This is a genomic window from Bacillus sp. JJ1566, from assembly GCF_036962685.1.
GTDB lineage: Bacteria > Bacillota > Bacilli > Bacillales > Bacillaceae_L > Ferdinandcohnia.
On the sequence record NZ_JBALOP010000007.1, the window covers coordinates 36,096 to 43,753 of the forward strand.

At 38.1% G+C, this 7,658-nt stretch carries 5 protein-coding genes; all 5 read left to right on the forward strand.

Going from position 1 to position 7,658, the window contains the following annotated elements; genetic code table 11:
• Positions 1 to 152: 152 nt before the first annotated feature.
• The 5 genes from polX to V7112_RS04365 all read left to right on the forward strand — a co-directional run bounded on the left by polX (position 153) and on the right by V7112_RS04365 (position 7,501).
• Complete coding sequence (gene polX / locus V7112_RS04345; protein WP_335415955.1) at positions 153 to 1,871, forward strand: DNA polymerase/3'-5' exonuclease PolX; 1,719 nt, start codon at positions 153 to 155, stop codon at positions 1,869 to 1,871.
• Positions 1,872 to 1,905: 34 nt separating this feature from the next.
• The gene (locus V7112_RS04350) at positions 1,906 to 4,266 is read left to right on the forward strand and encodes an endonuclease MutS2 (protein WP_335415960.1); all 2,361 of its coding nucleotides are present in this window, start codon (positions 1,906 to 1,908) and stop codon (positions 4,264 to 4,266) included.
• A 41-nt stretch (positions 4,267 to 4,307) separates the two neighbouring features.
• Positions 4,308 to 4,727 (forward strand): DUF350 domain-containing protein, encoded by a 420-nt coding sequence (locus V7112_RS04355; RefSeq protein WP_335415962.1) that lies wholly within the window; start codon positions 4,308 to 4,310, stop codon positions 4,725 to 4,727.
• Positions 4,728 to 5,006: 279 nt separating this feature from the next.
• Positions 5,007 to 6,695, forward strand: a complete 1,689-nt coding sequence (locus V7112_RS04360; protein WP_335415964.1) for a long-chain-fatty-acid--CoA ligase — start codon at positions 5,007 to 5,009, stop codon at positions 6,693 to 6,695.
• A 215-nt stretch (positions 6,696 to 6,910) separates the two neighbouring features.
• Complete coding sequence (locus tag V7112_RS04365; RefSeq protein ID WP_335415966.1) at positions 6,911 to 7,501, forward strand: TetR/AcrR family transcriptional regulator; 591 nt, start codon at positions 6,911 to 6,913, stop codon at positions 7,499 to 7,501.
• Positions 7,502 to 7,658 lie beyond the last annotated feature (157 nt).

Genomic DNA, 7,658 nt, shown 5'->3' on the forward strand with positions numbered 1-7,658 from the left:
CCACAGGAAGTGGCGTTCTCAGTCTTTGATCTTATGATCGAAAAATTACTATTTAAAAATCGTGGCATCCGCCGGAGGCTAATTTTATTTAGTCGGGGTTTAAACCCCGACTAAATAAAATAAATCGTATGGAATATAGGTAGGTGGTAATTATGACAGTTAATAAAAAAGATGTTATTCGTCTTTTAGAAACAATTGCAATCTATATGGAACTAAAAGGGGACAACCCATTTAAAATATCAGCCTTTCGAAAAGCTGCAGCTGCCCTTGAAAATGATGATCGAAGTTTATCGACAATCGAGGACTTCACAACATTACCTGGTATTGGCAAGGGCACAGCATCGGTGATTATAGAATACATCGATACCGAACAATCAACAGTTTTAAATGAATTAAAAGAAAAGGTCCCTGAAGGCCTTATCCCCTTACTTAACCTGCCAGGTCTCGGTGGCAAAAAAATAGCCAAGCTCTATAAGGAACTAGGTATTGAGGATATGGAAATGCTAAAACAAGCATGCCTAAATGAAAAAATTCAAAATCTAGCAGGCTTCGGAAAGAAAACAGAAGAGAAGATACTGGCTGCAATCGAGGAATATGGCAAACGACCAGACCGCTTGCCGATTGCTTTAATGCTAGCGCTCGCTGAAGAAATCGAAAAGCAGCTAAGTGCAATGGTTGGGATCATGAAATTCTCCCGTGCGGGCAGCCTTCGCCGGATGAGGGAAACAATTAAGGACCTTGATTTTATTATTGCAACAAACGATCCTGAAACAGTGCGAGACCAGCTTTTACAGTTAAACGGTATTAATGGAATTATTGCAAGCGGCGATACAAAGGTTTCCGTACAAATATCATATAGCTACGATATTTCGGTTGATTTCCGTCTTGTGAAACCTCATGAATTTGCCACGACCCTGCATCATTTTACTGGTAGTAAAGACCATAATGTGAGAATGAGGCAATTAGCAAAAGAACGTGGTGAAAAAATAAGTGAGTATGGCGTTGAAAATAGTGATACTGGTGAAATAAAAACCTTTGAAACCGAGGAAGAATTCTATCATTACTTTGGACTAACCTTTATCCCACCAGAGCTTAGAGAGGATGGTTCTGAGGTAGAGGCATTCCAAAGGGAAGTTGAACATATTCAGCTTGAAGATATAAAAGGTGACCTCCATATGCATACATCATGGAGTGATGGAGCTTTCACCATCGAAGAAATGGTGGAGGCATGCAGGAAAAAAGGATATCGTTATATGGCGATTACGGATCATTCACAATACTTGCGTGTGGCAAACGGGCTTACAGCTGAACGATTACTAGAGCAACACAAAGAAATTAAAAGACTAAATGAAAAATATGATGATTTTACAATCTTTACAGGTGTTGAAATGGATATCCTACCTGATGGTAGACTTGATTATGATGACGAGATTATCAGGGAAGTTGATGTGGTGATTGCATCGATTCATTCAAGCTTTTCGCAGCCAAGGGAGAAAATCATGCAACGCTTAAAAAACGCTTTAGAAAATCTACATGTAGATATCATTGCACACCCTACAGGAAGGATAATTGGGCGTAGAAATGGATATGACGTAGATGTAGATATGTTAATTGAATTAGCAAAAGAAACGAATACAGTTTTAGAATTAAATGCAAATTTGAATAGGTTGGACCTTTCTTCTGAATATATTAAAAAGGCACAGGAGAAGGGCGTAAAATTAGTCATAAACACAGATGCCCATAATATGGACATGCTAGAGGATATGGGATATGGCGTATCCGCTGCTATAAAAGGGTGGATCAAAAAAGAAAATATCATTAATACATGGGATAAAGATGAGCTAATTGGATATCTAAAGCGTAATTTATAGGATAAAGGTTGGTAGCGCAGAAGGGAGTTACAGCATGCAACCAAGGGTTTTAAGGGTATTAGAGTTTGATAAAGTAAAGGAGCAGCTAAAACAGCATGTCTCCTCCTCATTAGGAAGAGAAAAGGTAGATAAAATGACTCCATCCACAAATGTAGAGGAGGTTATTTTTCTACAGGAGCAAACAGATGAAGCTGCAAAGGTATTGCGTTTAAAAGGAAATGTTCCACTAGGTGGATTAACAGATATTAGAGCCTCCATAAAACGTGCTAGCATCGGTGGAGCTCTTAATACAATGGAGCTATTAGACATTGCAGGCACGATTTATGCGGGTCGTCAAATGAAGAAATTTATTGAAGGTATGATTGAGGATGATATTTGTCTACCAATTCTTGGGGAACTCGTTACAAGCATTACTCCCCTATTTGAACTTGAGCAAGAAATAAAAAACTGTATTGATGATAATGGAGTTGTCATGGACGGAGCGAGTGACAAATTACGTGGAATTCGTCAGCAGCTCCGCAGCAGTGAAGCAAGAATTAGGGAAAAGCTTGAGCATATTATTCGTTCATCATCTGCCGGGAAAACACTATCGGATGCCATTATTACAATACGAAATGATCGCTATGTAATCCCTGTAAAACAAGAATATCGCGGGACATATGGCGGAATTGTTCATGACCAATCCTCATCAGGTGCTACATTATTTATAGAACCACAATCAGTGGTCGAACTAAATAATGTACTGCAAGAGGCAAGGGTAAGGGAAAAACAAGAAATTGATCGCATTTTATTGGAACTATCAAATGAGGTTGCTGCCGAAGCAGAATCACTCTATCATAACGTGGAGACACTTGGAGAGCTTGATTTCATGTTCACAAAAGCGGGCTACAGTAAAAAGGTCAAAGGTTCGAAACCGAAGATTAATGGAAATGGCTATGTCTTAATTAAAAAGGGGCGCCATCCTTTAATAGATCCACAAGAAGTAGTTCCAAATGATATTGAACTTGGTAAGGACTATACATCAATTGTTATTACTGGGCCAAATACAGGTGGTAAAACCGTCGCGATAAAAACAATCGGTTTATTAACGATTATGGCACAATCAGGACTGCAAATTCCGGCACAGGAAGAGTCAGAAATTGCTGTTTTTGAATCCGTATATGCTGATATTGGGGATGAGCAATCTATTGAACAAAGCTTAAGTACATTTTCATCCCATATGGTAAATATTGTGGATATTTTAAAGCGTGTCGATGCAAACAGCCTAGTTCTTTTTGATGAATTAGGAGCAGGAACCGATCCACAAGAAGGGGCTGCACTTGCAATCTCAATCCTTGATGAAGTCAGAACCAGAGGTGCTAGGGTAATAGCAACAACCCATTACCCAGAGTTAAAAGCGTATGGTTACAATCGAGAAGGAGTAATTAATGCAAGTGTCGAATTTGATATTGAAACGTTGAGTCCAACTTATAAGCTATTAATTGGGGTCCCAGGTCGAAGTAATGCATTTGAAATTTCGAAACGTCTTGGACTTTCAGATACCATTATTAGCTTAGCAAAAAGTCATATTAGTTCTGAAACGAACACAGTTGAAAATATGATTGCCTCCTTGGAAAAAAGTAAAAAGGATGCAGAGCAGGAGCTTGGTGAAGCAGAAGATATCCGCAAACAAGCTGAAAACCTTCATAAGCAGCTTCAAGAGCAAATCATCAAATTTAATGAACAGCGTGATAAATTATTTGAAAAAGCAGAACAAAAAGCAGCAGAAACAATTAATGAGGCAAAAGCTGAGGCAGAAGAAGTCATTCGTGATTTACGTAAAATGAAGCTTGAGCAACAATCGCTTGTAAAAGAACACCATTTAATTGATGCAAAAAAACGCTTGGAAAATGCTGTGCCAAAGCTTACAGATAAAACGAATAAACAATCTGTCGCTACGAAAATGATGAGGAAACTTGTTCCTGGTGACGAAGTGAAGGTGATTAGCCTAAATCAAAAGGGACATCTAATCGACAAGGCAGGAAATAATGAATGGCAGGTCCAAATCGGGATCTTAAAGATGAAGGTAAAAGAAAAAGATATCGAGTTTGTAAGCAGTCCGAAACCAGTGGAAACAAAACCGCTCGCAACAGTAAGAGGAAAAGATTATCATGTGAGTCTTGAGCTTGACTTACGGGGAGAACGTTTTGAAAATGCATTATTAAGAGTGGAAAAATACATTGATGACGCATTGCTTGCAGGGTATCCACGAGTTTCCATTATCCATGGAAAAGGAACGGGTGCTTTAAGGCAAGGTGTTCAAGAATACCTGAAAAATCACCGCTCTGTAAAATCAACAAGATTCGGGGAAGCCGGAGAAGGTGGAACAGGCGTCACAGTTGTAGAACTAAAATAAACATAAATTGCAGTGTAATCCTCTAATAGGGAGAGAAGATGATGGATAAATTTTGGGATAATGAATATGTGTTAACAGCTGCTAATTACAGTGTCGTCATACTGTGTATGGTTCTGTTTATGGCCATATTTGAATTGGTTACCAAATACAAGAATTGGGAAGAAATCCAAAATGGTAACCTATCAGTCGCAATGGCTACCGGAGGAAAAATCTTCGGAATCGCAAATATATTCCGCTATTCCATCCAAAATCATGACTCATTATTCGTCATGATTGGCTGGGGCGTATTTGGTTTCTTCCTCCTGCTAATTGGCTACTTTATTTTTGAGTTCTTAACTCCAAAGTTCAACATCGATGTTGAAATACAACAAGATAATCGCGCAGTAGGGCTCATATCCATGATTATTTCAGTGGGACTCTCTTATGTAATCGGCGCAGGGATTGGAAATGGTGGTTTTTAAATATGGAAAAGCTAGCGAAAATTTTGTTAGTTGTAAGTGGAATATTTGTGATTGTCGGAATACTGTATCTAGTTTTATAGGCATAAGGGCTGATTGGAAAATCCAACAGCCCTATTTATTTGTCTACAGTACGACGTAAAACAGCAACAACAATTCATGAATGTAATTGTCACGGAATAATCATTATACTATAATGAAAACAAATGGTTTGAATTTTCAAACTGGATTCTGAATACGTCTTCGTATTCAATGCATTAAATTTATAAGGGAGGTTATCAGATGGAGTTAGAAAGACCGTGGTTAGCCAATTATCCGAAGGAAATTCCACATGAACTTGAATACGAAAGCATTTCGATTCAAACGTATTTGAAACGAACGGCAAATGAATTTCCACAAAAAGTTGCAGTTCATTTTCAAGGAAAAGAATTAACTTTCTCGCAAGTGTACGAAGAATCTTTAAAGCTTGCAAACTATTTAGTGGATCAAGGCATCAAAAAAGGAGACCGAATTGCCATCATGTTGCCTAACTGCCCACAGGGTGTTATTGCCTATTACGGTGTATTATTTTCTGGTGCAATTGTTGTCCAAACGAATCCATTGTACACAGAAAGAGAACTTGAATATCATCTAAAGGATTCTGGTTCAAAAGCAATCATTACATTAGATATCCTTTTTCCACGCGTCTCAAAAGTGAAAGCGCTAACACAACTCGAGCATATTATTGTAACAGAGATTAAGGACTATCTACCTTTCCCGAAAAATTTGATTTATCCTTACATTCAAAAGAAGCAATATGGTATTGTTGTTAAAGTTGAACATGAGGGAACGAATCATTTGCTTAGGGAAATTATTAGAAATTCGGAAGCAAAAGAAATCGATATTGAGATTGATCCCGAAGAAGACATTGCATTGTTACAATATACCGGAGGGACAACAGGTTTTCCAAAGGGTGTCATGCTAACACATCGAAATTTAGTAGCCAATACAATTATGTGTTCAAAATGGATGTATAAATGTAAAAAAGGAGAAGAGTCTGTATTAGCCATTCTGCCATTTTTCCATGTATACGGAATGACTACAGTGTTAAATCTCTCGATTATGATGGCATCGAAAATGATCTTAATGCCAAAATTCGATGTAGGTGCCACATTAAAAACGATTCATAAGCAAAAGCCCACTTTATTCCCTGGGGCACCAACGATGTACATCGGCTTATTAAATCATCCTGACCTTAATAAATATGATTTATCTTCGATTGATTCTTGTATTAGTGGTTCAGCAGCATTGCCACTTGAAGTTCAGGAACAATTTGAAAAAGTAACCGGTGGAAAGCTTGTAGAAGGCTATGGTTTGTCAGAAGCCTCCCCTGTAACACATGCAAATTTACTTTGGGGACGTCGTGTAAATGGTAGTATTGGATTACCATGGCCAGACACAGATGCAGCAGTGCTGTCAATGGAAACAGGTCAGCCTGCAGACTTCGGAGAAATTGGAGAAATTGCGGTAAAAGGTCCTCAGGTGATGAGAGGATATTGGAACAAACCTGAGGAGACAGAGGCGACATTCCGCGACGGCTGGTTATTAACAGGTGACTTAGGTTATATGGATGAGGACGGATACTTCTATGTGGTAGATCGGAAAAAGGATATGATCATTGCCGGTGGATTTAACATTTATCCAAGAGAAGTTGAGGAAGTCCTTTTTGAACATGAAAAGATTCAAGAGGCGGTTGTTGCAGGAATTCCTGATCCATATCGTGGTGAAACTGTAAAGGCATACGTTGTTTTAAAAGAAGGTCAGCAATGTACGGAAGAAGAGCTTGACACCCATTGCCGCAAACATCTAGCTGCTTATAAAGCTCCTAGAGTGTATGAATTTAGAAAAGAATTACCTAAAACGATTGTAGGAAAAGTACTACGACGAGTATTAGTGGATGAAGAAAAGGAAAAACTAACAAAAATCAATTAAGAATTAGGATCGATCAGCTCTAAAGGCATCTATGCTTGAACATAAGATTTATGTGGAGCCAAAGACGCGTGCCTAAGGCTCTTTTTTTCTTTAATAAAAAGAGCAAATTAGGAATTAGTCAATATGATAAGATAATCTTGACAGTTGCTTTATTTAGCTTTACTATAGGATTATGAATGATTATTCATTCATTTTTTCTGAAAGGAAGTAAAATCTTGAAAAAAACTAAACCTAAATACAAGCAAATCATAGACGCGGCGGTTGTTGTCATAGCAGAAAATGGATATCATCAATCACAGGTCTCAAGAATCGCTAAACAAGCAGGCGTTGCAGACGGTACGATTTATCTTTATTTTAAAAATAAAGAAGATATACTTGTGTCTTTATTCCATGAAAAAATGGGAGAGTTTATCGAAAAAATTGAAGCTGAAATAGCAGGAAAATCGAGTGCAGTGGAGAAGTTATTAACATTAGTAGAAAAGCATTTTGAGCTTTTATCTGCTGACCATCACCTTGCAATCGTTACACAGCTTGAATTGAGACAATCAAATAAAGAATTACGTCACCGAATTAATGAAGTCCTAAAAGGATACTTAAGCACAATCGACGCCATTATCCAATTTGGGAAGGATAACGGTGAGTTTAATCCAAATCTTGATGTGCGATTGGCAAGACAAATGATATTTGGTTCAATCGATGAAACAGCAACCACTTGGGTCATGAACGAACAAAAGTATGATTTGCCAACATTGGCAAAAGACGTTCATGCTCTATTAGTAAATGGTTGTGGGAAGACACACCTCTAGTTATTAACTTTATTCAGCAGGGGTCCAGTACCAAAATACAATAAGGATAAACAACATGCTTTGGGGTTCAAACCTTGGCTGAATAAAGTTAAAGCCTCCGGCGGATGCCACGATTTTTCAAAGGAAATTTTTCAGCAATAACTGGCACTAAGCCCTC

What these genes read in the sequence shown, in the direction of transcription:
- V7112_RS04350 (WP_335415960.1), top strand. Translation starts at nt 1,906, where the DNA reads ATGCAACCAAGGGTTTTAAGGGTATTAGAGTTTGATAAAGTAAAGGAG.
- V7112_RS04355 (WP_335415962.1), top strand. Translation starts at nt 4,308, where the DNA reads ATGGATAAATTTTGGGATAATGAATATGTGTTAACAGCTGCTAATTAC.
- polX (WP_335415955.1), top strand. Translation starts at nt 153, where the DNA reads ATGACAGTTAATAAAAAAGATGTTATTCGTCTTTTAGAAACAATTGCA.
- V7112_RS04360 (WP_335415964.1), top strand. Translation starts at nt 5,007, where the DNA reads ATGGAGTTAGAAAGACCGTGGTTAGCCAATTATCCGAAGGAAATTCCA.